15 protein-coding genes are annotated in these 12,569 nt (G+C 72.6%); 12 read left to right on the plus strand and 3 right to left on the minus strand.

Annotated features, from left to right (window positions below; all coding sequences use genetic code 11):
* Window positions 1-55: 55 nt before the first annotated feature.
* The gene (locus ABEB12_RS10375; RefSeq protein ID WP_345702712.1) at window positions 56-955 is read right to left on the minus strand and encodes a helix-turn-helix transcriptional regulator; all 900 of its coding nucleotides are present in this window, start codon (window positions 953-955) and stop codon (window positions 56-58) included.
* A gap of 101 nt (window positions 956-1,056) precedes the next feature.
* On the opposite strand from ABEB12_RS10375, the gene ABEB12_RS10380 reads away from it, so the two are divergent.
* The 7 genes from ABEB12_RS10380 to ABEB12_RS10410 all read left to right on the plus strand — a co-directional run bounded on the left by ABEB12_RS10380 (window position 1,057) and on the right by ABEB12_RS10410 (window position 8,382).
* A complete protein-coding gene (locus ABEB12_RS10380; RefSeq protein WP_185066484.1) occupies window positions 1,057-1,623 on the plus strand; it encodes a methyltransferase domain-containing protein in 567 nt (188 codons plus the stop codon).
* 148 nt (window positions 1,624-1,771) lie between these two features.
* Window positions 1,772-3,031: a methyltransferase, FxLD system gene (fxlM, locus tag ABEB12_RS10385; RefSeq protein WP_185066483.1), complete on the plus strand. Its 1,260-nt coding sequence runs from the start codon at window positions 1,772-1,774 to the stop codon at window positions 3,029-3,031.
* Window positions 3,028-4,299 (plus strand): glutamate-5-semialdehyde dehydrogenase, encoded by a 1,272-nt coding sequence (locus ABEB12_RS10390; RefSeq protein WP_185066482.1) that lies wholly within the window; start codon window positions 3,028-3,030, stop codon window positions 4,297-4,299. Before fxlM ends, ABEB12_RS10390 begins: the two co-directional genes overlap by 4 nt.
* A 162-nt stretch (window positions 4,300-4,461) precedes the next feature.
* Window positions 4,462-5,343 carry a hypothetical protein gene (locus ABEB12_RS10395; RefSeq protein ID WP_185066481.1) on the plus strand — a complete coding sequence of 294 codons (882 nt, stop codon included), beginning with the start codon at window positions 4,462-4,464 and terminating at the stop codon, window positions 5,341-5,343.
* Between the two features lie 142 nt (window positions 5,344-5,485).
* On the plus strand, window positions 5,486-6,376 hold the full coding sequence (locus ABEB12_RS10400) for an AAA family ATPase (protein WP_345702713.1): 891 nt from the start codon (window positions 5,486-5,488) through the stop codon (window positions 6,374-6,376).
* Between the two features lie 282 nt (window positions 6,377-6,658).
* The gene (locus tag ABEB12_RS10405) at window positions 6,659-6,916 is read left to right on the plus strand and encodes a PIN domain-containing protein (protein ID WP_345702736.1); all 258 of its coding nucleotides are present in this window, start codon (window positions 6,659-6,661) and stop codon (window positions 6,914-6,916) included.
* Window positions 6,917-6,984: 68 nt separating this feature from the next.
* Window positions 6,985-8,382: a VWA domain-containing protein gene (locus tag ABEB12_RS10410; protein ID WP_185066480.1), complete on the plus strand. Its 1,398-nt coding sequence runs from the start codon at window positions 6,985-6,987 to the stop codon at window positions 8,380-8,382.
* A gap of 50 nt (window positions 8,383-8,432) precedes the next feature.
* Here ABEB12_RS10410 and ABEB12_RS10415 read toward each other — a convergent pair whose 3' ends face one another.
* Window positions 8,433-9,053, minus strand: a complete 621-nt coding sequence (locus ABEB12_RS10415) for an MSMEG_1061 family FMN-dependent PPOX-type flavoprotein (protein WP_345702714.1) — start codon at window positions 9,051-9,053, stop codon at window positions 8,433-8,435.
* Between the two features lie 259 nt (window positions 9,054-9,312).
* Between ABEB12_RS10415 and ABEB12_RS10420 the strand changes: the two genes are divergently transcribed.
* Window positions 9,313-9,750 (plus strand): MerR family transcriptional regulator, encoded by a 438-nt coding sequence (locus ABEB12_RS10420; RefSeq protein WP_185066479.1) that lies wholly within the window; start codon window positions 9,313-9,315, stop codon window positions 9,748-9,750.
* Window positions 9,743-10,351, plus strand: a complete 609-nt coding sequence (gene nadD / locus ABEB12_RS10425; RefSeq protein ID WP_185066478.1) for a nicotinate-nucleotide adenylyltransferase — start codon at window positions 9,743-9,745, stop codon at window positions 10,349-10,351. The genes ABEB12_RS10420 and nadD overlap by 8 nt, the downstream gene beginning before the upstream one ends.
* Here the strand turns inward: nadD and ABEB12_RS10430 are convergent.
* The gene (locus ABEB12_RS10430) at window positions 10,336-10,713 is read right to left on the minus strand and encodes a nitroreductase family deazaflavin-dependent oxidoreductase (protein ID WP_185066477.1); all 378 of its coding nucleotides are present in this window, start codon (window positions 10,711-10,713) and stop codon (window positions 10,336-10,338) included. The genes nadD and ABEB12_RS10430 overlap by 16 nt on opposite strands.
* A 100-nt stretch (window positions 10,714-10,813) precedes the next feature.
* Here ABEB12_RS10430 and rsfS point away from each other — a divergent pair, with 100 nt between their 5' ends.
* The 3 genes from rsfS to octT are packed head-to-tail and all read left to right on the plus strand — an operon-like array spanning window position 10,814 to window position 12,569.
* Window positions 10,814-11,221 carry a ribosome silencing factor gene (gene rsfS, locus ABEB12_RS10435; protein WP_185066476.1) on the plus strand — a complete coding sequence of 136 codons (408 nt, stop codon included), beginning with the start codon at window positions 10,814-10,816 and terminating at the stop codon, window positions 11,219-11,221.
* Window positions 11,218-11,844 (plus strand): histidine phosphatase family protein, encoded by a 627-nt coding sequence (locus ABEB12_RS10440; RefSeq protein WP_185066475.1) that lies wholly within the window; start codon window positions 11,218-11,220, stop codon window positions 11,842-11,844. Before rsfS ends, ABEB12_RS10440 begins: the two co-directional genes overlap by 4 nt.
* On the plus strand, window positions 11,841-12,569 hold the full coding sequence (octT, locus tag ABEB12_RS10445; protein WP_185066474.1) for a diglucosylglycerate octanoyltransferase: 729 nt from the start codon (window positions 11,841-11,843) through the stop codon (window positions 12,567-12,569). Before ABEB12_RS10440 ends, octT begins: the two co-directional genes overlap by 4 nt.

Genomic DNA, 12,569 nt, shown 5'->3' on the forward strand with positions numbered 1-12,569 from the left:
CCGCGGCAGACCGACCCGAGCCGCGCCGTCCAAGCGGTCTCTAGAACCCAACCACCTACCCAGTCGCCGCCCGCCACTCCCTGGGCGTACTCCCATGAGCCCGGCGGAACGCGCGCGCGAAATACGCCGGGTCGGGGTAGCCGACCCGGCCGGCGACCTCACCAACCGGCAGATCGGTCTCCGCCAGCAGACGGCGCGCGCTGGTCATCCGCTGCTCGGTGATCCAGTCCTGCACGGTGCGGCCCGTGCGCCGGCGGACCACGGTGGTCAGGTGGCCGGGGGTGAGGTTCACCGCGCGCGCCACGTCGCGCAGGGACAGGCGTTCCCGGTGCCGCCGCTCGATCACCCCGAACACCTCGGCGAGCAGCGGCTCGTCGTTGCGGCGCAGCCCGCCGACCACGTCGTTGGCCAGCCGGGCGGTGTCCACCAGGAGCAGCGTGAGGTGGGCCAGCGCGGCCTGCCGGTAGCCGTCTCGCCGCCCGGCCAGCTCGTCCTCCAGCGCGGCGACGCCGCGCAGCCAGCGGGACCGGTCCTCCTCGGGTACCCGCAGCCGGAGCACGCCGTTGCGCGCGCCGTGCAGGAAGGGGAACAGCAGCGGGTGGCCGGCCCAGCCGGCCCGGTCGCCACCACCCAGGGCCTCCGGGGTGAAGAACACGGCGACGGCGCCGGAGTCGGCCATCGGCGCCGTCTCGGCCTGCACCACCTGGCCGGGGGACACCAGGTAGAGATCGCCCGCGCGCGGCCGGGCCTCGGCGAGCCACCCCGTTTCGGCGTCCCTGGCCACGTAGAGCAGTGCGGGGAAGTCGTGGATGTGCGGGCGCTCCCGGTCCGGGTGGTGGGTGGCCGGGTCGAAGCGCATGACCGAAACCGGGGGCGTTGTCGGGTCGGCGACGTAGCTGTACACCGGTACGCCGGCCCGGTAGCGGGCCAGCCTGGCGTGTTCGGCGGCGGCCAAGGAAAGTCCTAGAAGTTCGGAAGATCTGACAACTCGAGGACTTCAACTGTGCCGAGGATGGAGTCCGGAAAGCAAGATAATCCTATTTTGGGAGGACCTGGATGGTGAAGGTGCGGCACGAGCATGACTACATCCCGGCGTTCGGCACGGACCGGCTGCTGCCCTACTACGACGCGGTGACCCGGTTGATGGGCGCCCGCCGGGTGCACCGCCGGCTGGTCGAGCTGGCCCGGACGCCGGCCGGGGCGCAGGTGCTGGACATCGGCTGCGGCACCGGCAACCTGACCATCCTGGCCCGGCGGGCGCAGCCGGACGCCGAGTTCACCGGCAGCGACCCCGACCCGCTGGCGCTGGCCCGGGCCACCCGGAAGGCCGAGGGCCTGGGCATCCGGTTCGAGCGGGGCTACGCGCAGCGGCTGCCCTACCCGGACGGGTCGTTCGACCTGGTGTTCTCCGCGCTGATGCTGCACCACCTGGACGGCGACACCCGGGCCGGCGCGATCCGGGAGGTGCGTCGGGTGCTGCGGCCCGGCGGCCTGCTGCACCTGGCCGACATCCACGGCCCGGACCCGGAGCTGTTCGCCGGGGCGGGGTTTACCGAGCACTCCCGGGTGGGGCGGCTCCGTGCGGTGTTCGGCGCGGTGGAGTTCTTCCGCGCCCGCGCTTGAGTCCCCGCGCGCGCCTGACTGGGCGCCCGCTCGGCCAGCGCGTCCCGCGCTTGAGTCCCCCGCGCGCGCCGAACTGGGCGCGCGCTCGGCCAGCGCGTCCCGCGCTGGAAACTGGACGCTGCCCCACGCCGGGGACGAGACTGGTCGGGTGCGGGCCGATCAGCTGCGGGCGGCCATGGTCGACGGGCTGCTGGCCGCCGGCCGGATCAGCAGCGCGCCGGTCGAGCGGGCCTTCCGCTCGGTGCCCCGGCACCTGTTCCTGCCGGACGAGCCGGCGGCCCGGGCGTACGAGGACGAGGCCGTGCTCACCAAGTGGGAGAACGGCGTGGCGGTCAGCTCGGCCTCCCAGCCCTCCATGATGGCGATCATGTTGGAACAGCTCGCGCTGCGGCCGGGGCACCGGGTGCTGGAGATCGGCGCGGGCACCGGCTACAACGCCGCGCTGATGGCCGAGATGGTCGGGCCCTCCGGCTCGGTGGTGGCCATGGACATCGACGAGGACCTGGTGCAGGGCGCCGCCGAGCACCTCGCCGCCGCCGGACGCTCGGCCACGGCCGGGCAGGTCACCCTGGTGGCGGCGGACGGCGCGCTGGGGCTGCCGGAGCGCGCGCCGTACGACCGGGTGGTGCTCACCGTGGGCAGCTGGGACATCCAGCCGGCCTGGTGGCACCAGCTGGTCCCGGGGGGCCGGCTGCTGCTGCCGCTGACCGTGCGGGGCAGCCAGCTGTCGGTCGCGCTGGACCTGCTGCCCGGCCCGCCGGCGCACCTGTCCAGCGCCTCGGTGCGCAGCTGCGCGTTCGTGCGGCTGCGCGGGCTCGGCGCCGGGCCGGAGAGCAGCCGGTCGCTCGGCGTGGACGGGGTGACCGTGCAGACCGCCGAGCGGCGCGAGCTGGACGCCGCCGGGTTCCGCGCGTTGCTGGGCGAGCCGGGGCGGCAGCGGGACAGCCGGGTGCGGCTGGCCGCGCTGGACCTGTGGGACGGGCTGGGCCTGTGGCTGGCGGTGCGCGAGCCGGACGTGTGCCGCCTGCTGGTCAGCGCGGACGCGTCGGCGCGCACCCCGTCGCTGCGCCCGGCCGGAATGGACGGCGGGACGGTGGCGCTGATCGCCGAGCGGGGCATGGCGGTGCTGGTGCCGAAGGACGACGCGCCCAGCGAGCTGGACCGGAGGTTCCCGGTCGCGGTGCGGCCGTACGGCTCGGACGGCGCGGCCGCCGCCGAGCGGTTGGCCGCGCTGTTGGAGGACTGGGTGGACGCCGGGCGCCCGTCGGCCGCCGAGCTGCGGCTGCGCGCCTACCCGAGGGACGCGGAGATCGCGGCGAACGGCTCGGTGGTGCACAAGGCGCAGAGCCTGTTGGTGCTGGACTGGCCGGACAACCCGGTGGCGCGCGGACATATCCTGAACCAATGACCGCCGACACCGACCTGCGCGAGCAGGTGCACGCCGCCGCCCGCCGGGCCAGGGTGGCCGCCAATGCGCTCGCCCTGCTGCACCGCGCGGACAAGGACAAGGCCCTGCTCGCCATGGCCGACGCCTTGCGCGCGCACGCCGAGCCGGTGCTCGAGGCCAACGCGGCCGACGTGGCGGCCGGCCGGGAGTCCGGCATGGCCAGCGGCCTGCTGGACCGGCTGACCCTCACCGAGGCGCGCATCGACGGTATCGCCGGCGGGCTGACCAAGGTGGCCAACCTGCCCGACCCGGTGGGGGAGACGGTGCGCGGGTCCACGCTGGCCAACGGGCTGCGGCTGACCCAGGTGCGGGTGCCGATGGGCGTGGTCGGCATGGTCTACGAGGCGCGGCCGAACGTCACGGTGGACGCCGCCGGGCTGGCGTTGAAGTCGGGCAACGCCGCGCTGCTGCGCGGTTCCTCGAGCGCGGCGCACACCAATGCCGCGCTGGTCGAGGTGCTGCGCGACGCGCTGACCGGCGTGGGCCTGCCGGCGGACGCGGTGCAGCTGCTGCCCTGCGAGGACCGGGCCAGCGTGCGCCATCTGATCACCGCGCGCGGCCTGGTCGACCTGGTGATCCCGCGCGGCGGTGCCGGGCTGATCCAGTCCGTGGTGAACGAGGCGACCGTGCCGACCGTGGAGACCGGGGTGGGCAACTGCCACGTCTACGTGGACGCGTCCGCCGACCTGGACATGGCCGAGCGGCTGGTGATCAACTCCAAGGCCCGCCGGCCCTCGGTGTGCAACTCGGCCGAGACGGTGCTGGTGCACGCCGAGGTGGCGGAGAAGTTCGTCCCCTCGCTGGCCACCGCACTGCGACTGGCCGGGGTGACCGTGCACGCCGACGAGCGGTTCGCCGCGCTCGCCCCCGGGGTGCTGCCGGCCACCGACGAGGACTGGGACGTGGAGTACCTGTCCATGGACATCGCCGCCGGCGTGGTCGACTCGCTGGACGAGGCGATCAAGCACATCGCCCGGCACGGCTCGGGGCACACCGAGGCGATCATCACCTCGGACATCGCCGCCGCGAACGCGTTCACCACCCGGGTGGACTCGGCCGCCGTGATGGTCAACGCGTCCACCGCGTTCACCGACGGCGAGGAGTTCGGCATGGGCGCCGAGATCGGCATCTCCACCCAGAAACAACACGCGCGCGGCCCCATGGCCCTCCCCGAGCTCACCACCACCAAGTGGATCGTCTGGGGCCAAGGCCACACCCGCCCCGCCTAACCCCCGCCTAACCCCCGCCTGGTTCAGTCACTTCAGCACGGTGATTCAGTCGTTCTAGCACGGTGATTCAGTCGTTTCGCCGCCGTGTACGCCGTGGGGAGACCTCGTTGAGCCGCCCTGGGGCGGACGCTGCGCACGCGTCGCGTCGTTAGCGTTCCCCGTATGCGGGAAATCGGGCGTGACCTGGGGCGATTCTGGACCGAAGGCCGGCGGATCGAACGGCTGAGCTACCTGGTCGGCGCCGCGCTGCTGCTGTCCGGGTTGGTGCATCTCGGGGTGCAGGCGCTGCTCGGCGGCCCGTGGCTCGGGCCGGTGTCCTGGCGCAAGCCGACCACGTTCGGGCTGTCCTTCGGGCTGACCGCGATCAGCGTGGCCTGGGTGAGCTCGTTCCTGCGCATGGGCGAGCGGCTGCGAACGGCCGCCCTCGGCGGCTTCCTGCTGGCCAGCGTCGCGGAGGTGACGTTGATCAGCGCGCAGGCGTGGCGCGGCGTGCCGTCCCACTTCAACTTCGAGACCGCCACCGACACCCGGATCACCACGGTACTCGCGGCCGGCGGCGGGGCGCTCTTCCTGACCCTGGGCGCACTGTTCGCCGCCTCGCTGCGCGGGCAGCCGGGGCTGGCCCCGTCGATGCGCGCGGCGATCCGGCTGGGGTTCGGTGCGCTGGTCGGCGCGCTGGTGATCGGCGGCGTGATGATCGGGATCGGCACCACGCTGGCCCGGGGCGGCGATCCACAGGCCGCGTACCACACGGCGGGGGCGTTCAAGCTGGCGCACGCGGTAGCCATGCACGGCATCGCGCTGCTGCCCAGTTTGGCCTGGCTGGGCCACTTCTCCGATCTCACCGAGCGGCGCCTCACCCGGTTGCTCGCCATCGCATCGGCGGCGTACGCGGCGCTGGTGGGGTGCGCGCTCGCCGTCGGGCCGGCGGTGGTGTGGCTGCTCGGCGCGGTGTGCGTCCTGGTGCTGGTCGCGGCCGCGCTGCCGATCGTCGCCGGTGCGCTGGGCGGGTGGCGGCATAGCCCCGGGCATCCGGTGCGCTGAAAACGCCGACTCGGTGTGCTGAGAACGCCGACTCGCGGGATAAGGAGTGACGGGTGAGACGCTGGCCACACGATCGGCGCCTGGATGCCGCTATTTGGCTTGCCAAGTAGTCGATCCTCCCATCACAGTGCAGGATGGGCGGGTGAGTGCTGAGCAGGCCCCAATCCGGCAGACGCCCCTGTTCGGCTCGGTGGAGGACGTAACCGAGCGGCTGGCTGGCGTCGGTTACCTGGCGTCCACGGCCGCCGCCACCACCGTCTACCTGGCCGATCGGCTGGGCAAGCCGCTGTTGGTGGAGGGGCCCGCCGGAGTGGGCAAGACCGAGTTGGCCAAGGCGGTGGCGGCGGCCACCGACTCGGGTCTGGTCCGGCTGCAGTGCTACGAGGGCATCGACGAGGCCCGCGCGCTCTACGAGTGGAACCACGCCAAGCAGCTGTTGCGCATCACCGCGGGTCAGGGGCGGGAGTCCTGGGACGAGACCCGCGACGACGTGTTCTCCGAGGAGTTCCTGCTGCCCCGCCCGCTGCTCACCGCGATCCGCCGGGCGGAGCCCACCGTGCTCCTGGTGGACGAGATGGACAAGGCGGATGTGGAGGTCGAGGGCCTGCTCCTGGAGGTGCTGTCCGACTTCCAGGTCACCGTGCCGGAGATGGGCACCATCGCCGCGACCCGCAAGCCGTTCGTGGTGCTCACCTCCAACTCCACCCGTGAGCTCTCCGAGGCGTTGAAGCGGCGCTGCCTGTTCCTGCACCTGGACTTCCCGGACGCCGACCTGGAACGGCGGATCGTGCTCACCCGGGTGCCCGAGTTGCCGGCCGCGCTGGCCGACTCGCTGGTTCGCACGGTCCGCGTGCTGCGCGGGTTGGAGCTGCGCAAGGTGCCGTCGGTGGCGGAGACCATCGACTGGGCGCGCACACTGCTCGCGCTGGGCCTGGACACCTTGGACGACGACGCCGCCCGCGCGACCCTCGGCGTCGTCCTCAAACACCACTCCGACGCCCAGAAAGCCGCCGCCGAGCTGCGCCTGAACTAATCGGTACCGGTGAGCGACCTCTCAGCGGACGAGTCCGGCCCGCGCGGATCCCGTATCGCAGGGTCGAGCCCAGCATCGATCTCCCGCCAGGCGTCTCCAGCTTGACTCTTCTGGACCGCGAAGACCGGTTGTGATCCGGGTCTATCTGGACAGCAGCGCCCTCATCAAGCGGGTAGTCCGAGAACCGGAGTCGGCGGCGCTCGCTGATGCGCTGGACACGCACTTCAGCCAGGGGATGCACTGGTCTCGTCCTCGTTGGCGTGGATCGAGACCACCCGTGCCTTGCGCCGGCATCATCCCGGCCGAGTGACCTGGGTATCCATCGAGGCGGAGGCCGCACTGTCCGAGATCGACGAATACCCGATCGACCCCGAAGTGGTCAGCTTGGCTCGTCGAGTAGGCCCGGACGGTTTACGCTCACTCGACGCCATTCATCTCGCCTCGGCAGTGCTCGCTGACGCCGACTTGGTGCTGACCTACGACGAACGGATGGCCGTGGCATGTGCTGAGTTCGGCCTCGCGGTGGCCCGCCCCTCCTGACCTCGCGGGTTCGGCTGGCCGGAGTTCGCGCGACCAGGCACGATTGGGGGAGCGTGGGAGGGACAACCATGACGCCGCCGCCGCACGGACTGCCCGGACACCTGGTCGACTTCGTCGGCGCGCTGCGCCGCCACCAGGTCCCGGTCGGCCCCGGCGAGACCGTGGACGCGGCCGCGGTGCTCGGCGCCGTCAACCTGCTGCACCGGGAACAGCTGCGCGAGGGGCTGGCCGCCGCTGTGCTGCGCCGGTCGGGCCAGCGCGCGGTGTTCGACACGCTGTTCGACCTGTACTTCCCGGCCGCGCAGGGCCGGGGGCAGAGCGACGTCGAGGTGCCGTGGACGCCGGACGGCGAGGTGGACCTGGACGCTCTGCGGGACATCCTGGCCGACCTGCTGCGCGACGGTGACGACGCGGCGCTGCGCGAGCTGGCCCGGGCCGTGGTGGACGCTCTCGGCGCGGCTTCCGGCCCGGGGCAAGGGGGGCCGAACGGGCCGCGCAACTGGTCGACATACCAGGTGTTGCGGCAGGTCAGCCCGGAGACGCTGCTGGCCGGCATCCTGGCCGACCTGATGGGCGACAACGAGAACGCCTTCGTCGAGGAGATCACCCGCCGGGAGATCCGGCAGCGGATCGCCGAGTTCCGCCGGATGGTCACCGAGGAGGTGCGCCGGCGCACCGCGGAGACCCGGGGCCGGGACCAGGTGGCCAAGACCGCCGTGCCCAAGCAGGCCGAACAGGTGGAGTTCCTGTCCGCCTACGCCGACCAGCTGGCCCAGCTGCGCCGGACCGTGCACCCGCTGGCGCGGCGGCTGGCGTCCCGGCTGGCGGTGCGCCGCAAGCACGCCAAGCGCGGGCAGATGGACCTGCGGCGCACGCTGCGCCGGTCCATGTCCACCGGCGGCGTCCCCATGCGCCCGGCCTTCCGCACCCGCCGGCCCGGCCGCCCCGAGCTGGTGGTGTTCTGCGACGTCTCCGGGTCGGTGGCCGGGTTCAGCCACTTCACGTTGTTGCTGGTGCAGGCGCTGCGCGAGCAGTTCTCCAAGGTGCGGGTGTTCGCCTTCGTGGAGCGCGCCGACGAGGTGACCCACCTGTTCGCCCCGGGCAACGACCTGGCCAGCGTGATGACCAGGGTGCTGCGCGAGGCCGAGCTGGTGACCTTCGACGGGCACAGCGACTATGGCGGCTCGCTGGCCAGCCTGGTGGAGCACTGGCCGGACGCGGTGGGTCCGCGCAGTTCGCTGCTCATCCTCGGCGACGGCCGCACCAACTACCGAGACCCCAACCTGGCCGTGCTGCGCCGGCTGATCGGCCAGGCCCGGCACAGCCACTGGCTGAACCCGGAGCCGCGCAAGCAGTGGGGCAGCGGCGACTCGGCCGCGCTGCGCTACGCCGAGCTGATGCCCATGCACGAGTGCCGCACGGTGGCGCAGCTGGCCGACGTGGTGGAGACGCTCCTACCGGTCTGATTCTCCCGCGTGCGCCGAACTGGGCGCACGCTCGCCTAGCGCGTTCCGCGCTAGTACATGGTGGTGCGGTAGGACTTGTCTAGGTAGTCGTCCAGCTCCCTGGCCGAGGCGGCGAACTCGCCCTGGCTGCGCAGCAGCTGGCCCCCGGTGGGCAGCTCGCCCCGCTCCGGCCAGCTGTCCGGTTCCCACAGCGCGGACCGTTTGAACGCCTTGGCGCAGTGCAGGTAGAGCTCGACCACGGAGATCTCGATGGTCAGCTCGGGCCGGACGCCGCGCAGGGTCAGCCGGTCCGCGTACGGGGCGTTCCGCACGATCCGGGCGGTGCCGTTCAGGCGGATGGTCTCGCCCATCCCCGGCACCAGGAACAGCATGCCGACCTGGGGCTGGGCGATGATGTTGCGCAGGCTGTCCAGCCGGCGGTTGCCCTTGCGGTCGCCGAAGGCGACGGTCCGGTCGTCCAGCACCAGCACGCTGCCCGGCGGGTCGCCGCGCGGGGAGACGTCGCAGCTGCCGTCGGCCGCGCTGGTGGCCAGCAGGAAGAACGGGCAGGCCTCGATGAACCGCCGGGACTCCGCGTCGATGTGGTCGATCGCCTTCTCCGCGACCAGCTTGCTGGGCTCGTCGATGACCTCGCGCAGCTGTTCCAGCGTGGTGATGGGGGTTCCCGGCACCTCCCGAGGGTAAGCCGCCGGGGGCCGGCGAGCGCAAACGATTTCACCCCGGCATGGCCTCGATGAGCAGATCCGGTCGAACCCGGCCAACGGCCGCGGCGCCGCGTAGATCAAACCGGCCCGCCGCGGCAGGGCCCGGTGGCGCCGTGCAGCCACTCCAGCAGATCGGTCTTGATCATGATGGGCTCACTTCGGTTCGATAAGTTAGGATTGCCTAACTAGGACATCTGAAGTTGGCTTGAAGTCAAGGATCGAGGGAGTGGCCTTGCCCGACGGGCTGATCGGCATCGGGGAGGCGGCCGCCGCGTTCGGGCTGGCCGAGTCCACACTGCGCTACTGGGAGGAACGCGGGCTGCTCCGCCCGGCCGACCGCCGGGGGACCTGGCGCCGCTACGGCCCCGACGAGCTGCACCGCATCGGGCTCATCCAGATGTGGCGGGACACCGGGATGATGAGCCTGGACGAGATAGCCGCGGTGCTGGCCGGCACCCAGCGGGACAGCGACTGGCGCACCGCCGTGCGGGAGCGGCTGGCGGTGATCTCCGAGCAGCAGCGCCGGCTGGCCGCCGCCAAGGACCACCTGGAGCACCTGCTGACCTGCCCGGACGACCACCCGGCCGAGCAGTGCCCCTACCTGCGCCGGTGGACCGGTGAGCGGATGGCCGAAACCGCCGCTATACGCTTCGCCGATGCGTGAGCGTTGTGCCGACGACGCGACCCGGATCGGGGTGATGGGTGGCACGTTCGACCCGATTCACCACGGGCACCTGGTCGCGGCCAGCGAGGTGATGGCCCGGTTCGGCCTAGACGAAGTGATCTTCGTACCGACCGGCGAACCGTACCAGAAGAGCACCCGGGTGATCAGTCCGGCGGAGGACCGCTACCTGATGACGGTGATCGCCACCGCGTCCAACCCCCGGTTCTCGGTGGACCGGGCAGACATCGACCGCCCCGGTGCCACCTACACCGTGGACACCCTGCGTGACCTGCATGCCAAGCACCCGGACGCCGAGCTGTACTTCATCACCGGGGCGGACGCGCTGTCCCAGATCCTGTCCTGGCACAAGGTGGAGGAGCTGTTCGAGCTGGCCCACTTCGTCGGGGTGACCAGGCCCGGGTACGAGCTGGGTGACGAGCACCTGCCGGACGGCGCGGTCACCCTGGTCGAGGTGCCCGCCATGGCCATCTCGTCCACCGGGTGCCGGCAGCGGGTGGCCAAGGGCCTGCCGGTCTGGTACCTGGTCCCGGACGGGGTCGTCCAGTACATCTCGAAGTGCTGCCTCTACCGCTCCGGCTGAGCCAGGTCCAGGTGCAGGAAGTCGACCGCCCCCGGGACCGCCAGGAACAGTCGTACCACCGGCGGCACGGCCCGCCGCTCCGGATCGTGCACCACCATCGGCCGGACCAGCGGAACCCACTCGCCCCGCACCCGCAGCTCACACCCGCCGGCGGCCAGCACGTTGCGCACCCAGTCCGCGCCGGGGCCGTAGGTGAGGGCGGCCACGTAGCCGCGATCGGCGCGGAACACCGCGATGGGCGTCTGGTACCGGCGACCGGACCGCCGCCCGACGTGCCTCACCGTGGCGAACACCGGCAGCCGCCCGAGCACCCGGTTCGTAGCCACCCGGTTGACCCGGGCCAGCCACCTGGGAAGCACCATGCGGGCAGGCTACCCGCGCGCTGCTCGCTAGTGCCTGACCTGGCTCGTCGGCGCGGGTCAGTAGGCTGAGGGGCCAGGACCCGACCGGGAAGGGAGCACGGTGGGCGCTAGCGAGCACTCATTGGAACTCGCCAGGGTGGCGGCCGGCGCCGCGGCCAACAAGAAGGCGCGGGAGATCGTCGTGCTGGACGTCTCCGAGCAGCTGGCCATCACCGACTGCTTCGTGATCGCCTCGGCGCCCAACGAGCGCCAGGTGCAGGCCATCGTGGACGAGGTGGAGGAGCGGCTGCGGCTGGCCGGCGCCAAGCCGATCCGGCGGGAGGGCGCCCGGGAGGGGCGCTGGGTACTGCTCGACTTCGTCGACCTGGTGGTGCACATCCAGCACTCCGAGGAACGCGGCTTCTACGGCCTGGACCGGCTGTGGAAGGACTGCCCCCGGATCGACATCCCGGAGGCGCGGGTGGACCCGCTGGCCGACGAGGAGCTAGCGGACGGGCGCGGCGGGTGACGCTCGCCCGGCTGTTGTTCGTGCGGCACGGGCAGACCGACTACAACGCCGAAGGCCGCATGCAGGGCCATCTCGACTCGCATCTCACCGAGCTCGGTCTGAACCAGGCGCGCGCGATCGGCCCGACCCTGGCCGAGCAGGGGCCGAACCTGCTGATCAGCTCCGACCTGAGCCGCGCGGCCCGCACCGCCGACGAGATCGGCCAGGCCTGCGGGCTGCCGGTGAAGCTGGACCCCCGGCTGCGCGAGACCGACCTGGGCGAGTGGCAGGGCCTGACCGTGGCCGAGGTCGGCGAGCGGTGGCCGGGCGCGCTGGACACCTGGCGGGCCGACTCCAGCTGGGCTCCGCCGGGTGGCGAGTCCAGGGTCACGGTGGCCGCGCGGGCCATTCCGCTGGTCGACGAGCTGGAGCGGGAGTACGCGGCCGACCCGCCGACCACCGTGCTGCTCTGCTCGCACGGCGGGGTGATCGCCGCGCTGGTCTGTGCGCTGCTCGGCTTCGACCCGGTGCACTGGACGGCGATCGGCGGCCTGGAGAACGCCTGCTGGGCCAGCCTACGCCGCCGCCAGCGACCCGGGTCCAAGTGGCGGCTGACCGGCTACAACCTCGGGGTCGACCGTTGACCGGTCCGGTGCTGCTGGTCCTGGGGGACTCGCTGGCCTTCCACGGTCCGGAGCGCGCCGAGCCGGCCGACGAGCCCCGGCTCTGGCACAACGTGGCGGCCGAGGCGCTCGGCGGCCGGGCCGAGCTGCTCGCCGGCTACGGCTGGACCGCCCGGCACGCCTGGCGGGGACTCACCCGCGACCCGCGCATCTGGCCGGTGATGCCCAAGGTGGACGCGCTGGTGTTCGGGGTCGGCGGGATGGACACGCTGCCCTCGCCGCTGCCCACCGCGCTGCGCGAGATGATCCCGTCGCTGCGCCCGGACGGCCTGCGGCGCGCGGTGCGGGTCGGCTACCAGGCGGCCCAGCCGGCGTTGTCGCGGGCGTTCAGCGTGTTGCCCGGCGGTGGCCCGGTGGCGCTGCCGCCGCACCTGACCGTGCGCTACCTGGAGTCCTGCCGGCGCGCGGTGACCTTCATCCGCCCCGATATCCCGGTGGTGGCCCTGCTGCCCAGCGTGCACCGGGCGCCGGCCTACGGCGGCGTGCACGCCGGCCGGCCGGCCGCCGAACGGGCCACCCGGGCCTGGGCGGCGTCCGCCGGGGTGGGGTTGCTGGACCTGCCGGCGTTGATCGGCGACCACATCATGGCCGGCGAGGGCAACCCGGACGGCATGCATTTCGGCTGGTGGGGCCACAAGCGGGTGGGCGAGGCACTGGCCGAGCTGCTCGCCCCGGAGCTGACCTGA

The sequence above is a fragment of the Actinospineispora eucalypti genome (assembly GCF_039543365.1).
In the GTDB taxonomy this organism is placed as follows: Bacteria; Actinomycetota; Actinomycetes; order Mycobacteriales; family Pseudonocardiaceae; genus Pseudonocardia; species Pseudonocardia eucalypti.

Coding starts and splice junctions, on each gene's coding strand:
- nadD (WP_185066478.1), top strand. CDS start 9,743: ATGCGTGAGCGTTGTGCCGACGACGCGACCCGGATCGGGGTGATGGGT.
- ABEB12_RS10430 (WP_185066477.1), bottom strand. CDS start 10,713: ATGGTGCTTCCCAGGTGGCTGGCCCGGGTCAACCGGGTGGCTACGAAC.
- ABEB12_RS10410 (WP_185066480.1), top strand. CDS start 6,985: ATGACGCCGCCGCCGCACGGACTGCCCGGACACCTGGTCGACTTCGTC.
- ABEB12_RS10380 (WP_185066484.1), top strand. CDS start 1,057: ATGGTGAAGGTGCGGCACGAGCATGACTACATCCCGGCGTTCGGCACG.
- ABEB12_RS10390 (WP_185066482.1), top strand. CDS start 3,028: ATGACCGCCGACACCGACCTGCGCGAGCAGGTGCACGCCGCCGCCCGC.
- ABEB12_RS10395 (WP_185066481.1), top strand. CDS start 4,462: ATGCGGGAAATCGGGCGTGACCTGGGGCGATTCTGGACCGAAGGCCGG.